The following is a 1,396-nucleotide window of genomic DNA, read 5'->3' as shown; positions in this document are numbered from 1 at the left end:
GCAGCCGCTTCAATTTCAACAGGCTCCGGCACACGGTTGGCCTCGCCCCGGAAACCCCATATATCGAGCAGGGGACCAATGGTCGGATCAAAAGCCCCTTCGCTCAGCCTGGCATAATGGATCGCCTTTTCGATTACCTCTGCCGTCTCCGGGCCGACCTGGACCGGGCCCTCCCCGGCGGCGCGGTTAATTTTTGTTACCTCGCTGGAGCTTTCCGTGAAGCTAAAAAGCAGCTCCAGGCGGCTCATTTCCTTAAACAGATCCTCTTTTACCTCTTCAGCTTCCCTGGAGCTGCTGCTGTAAAGCTGAAGGCTCACATCGGTATCCATGAGCAGCTGCTGGTAAGAGAAAAGTTTTTCTGCAGAATTGCCGCGGGTTAAGATCAGGGCCACAGCGGCAGATCCGGCGGCAATGCCAATAAAAATAAGCGTGACGGCCAGAAGAGAAAGTTTTTTTCGTGGAAAAACAGGCTTCTCTTGTCCTCTTCCTTTATGAGTATACTGCCGGTTCAAAGCTTCTCCCCTTCCTGTACAGGGTAGAACATCTCAGCCTTAAATATAACACCGTTGCCCTAGAATTAACAGGGGAAATAAATAAGAAGTGAGAGATTAGGGTTGTAGGGGCGGCTCATGAGCCGCCCGAATCGGTACCGGAATACAATACAACAATACAAATGATGAGTTTGGCGGCAAAAGGCTTCTACCACACAAAAGTCCTTCCCCACCGGCGGGCGAGGCATGCCTCTCCCTTCCGCCTGCCAGCACTTAATCAAATGTGGGACAAACAGGTACTTCCCCGTTGTCCCACGAGATCAGGCCGTGGCAGCTTCCGGCGAGGCGGCCTCCTCTTTGCTCCTTTCCCGGCGGGGATGAATAGCATTAAAACGGCATTTCTCCGCGCAGAGGCCGCAGTCGTCGCATTTCTCGAGATCGATTACGGCGAGATTGCCTTCCATGGTAATGGCCTCCCGGGGGCAGGCCTTAATGCAGGCTTTACAGCCGGTACATCCCACATCGCAGACCTCGCTCACCCTTTTCCCGCGATCTTGTGAACTGCACCAGACCAGGTGCCCCCGGTCACCTTTCGGAATAAGGCGGATAATGGCGCGGGGGCAGGCATCGCGGCAGAGACCGCAGCCGGTGCACTTTTCCTCGTCCACGCAGGGCAGTCCATCCGAGCCCATCGAAATCGCTTCAAAAGGGCAGGCCCGCACACAGTTGCCCAGGCCCAGACAGCCGTAAGGGCAGGCCTTGGAGCCGCCGTGATACTGCTGGGCATAGGCACAATCAGAGATACCGTCATATAAAAAGAAATCTCTCGAGCGATGCCGGTCGCCGCGGCAGAAAACCGCAGCCACCATCGGATTTACCGCAACTGCTTCCTGCCCCATAATTGC

The 1,396-nt window shown here is 55.4% G+C and carries 2 protein-coding genes; both read right to left on the bottom strand.

Annotation, left to right across the window (positions count from 1 at the left end; translation table 11 throughout):
* On the bottom strand, positions 1-512 hold a 512-nt coding region (locus tag ACE4YL_RS11180), incomplete at its 3' end, for an FAD:protein FMN transferase (RefSeq protein WP_461369653.1).
* A gap of 299 nt (positions 513-811) precedes the next feature.
* On the bottom strand, positions 812-1,396 hold a 585-nt coding region (locus ACE4YL_RS11175; protein ID WP_461369652.1), incomplete at its 5' end, for a 4Fe-4S binding protein.

The sequence above is a fragment of the Candidatus Darwinibacter acetoxidans genome, from assembly GCF_041936445.1.
Lineage (GTDB): Bacteria > Bacillota > Limnochordia > Darwinibacteriales > Darwinibacteriaceae > DTU010.
This window is presented reverse-complemented; position numbering and strand designations above follow the sequence as displayed.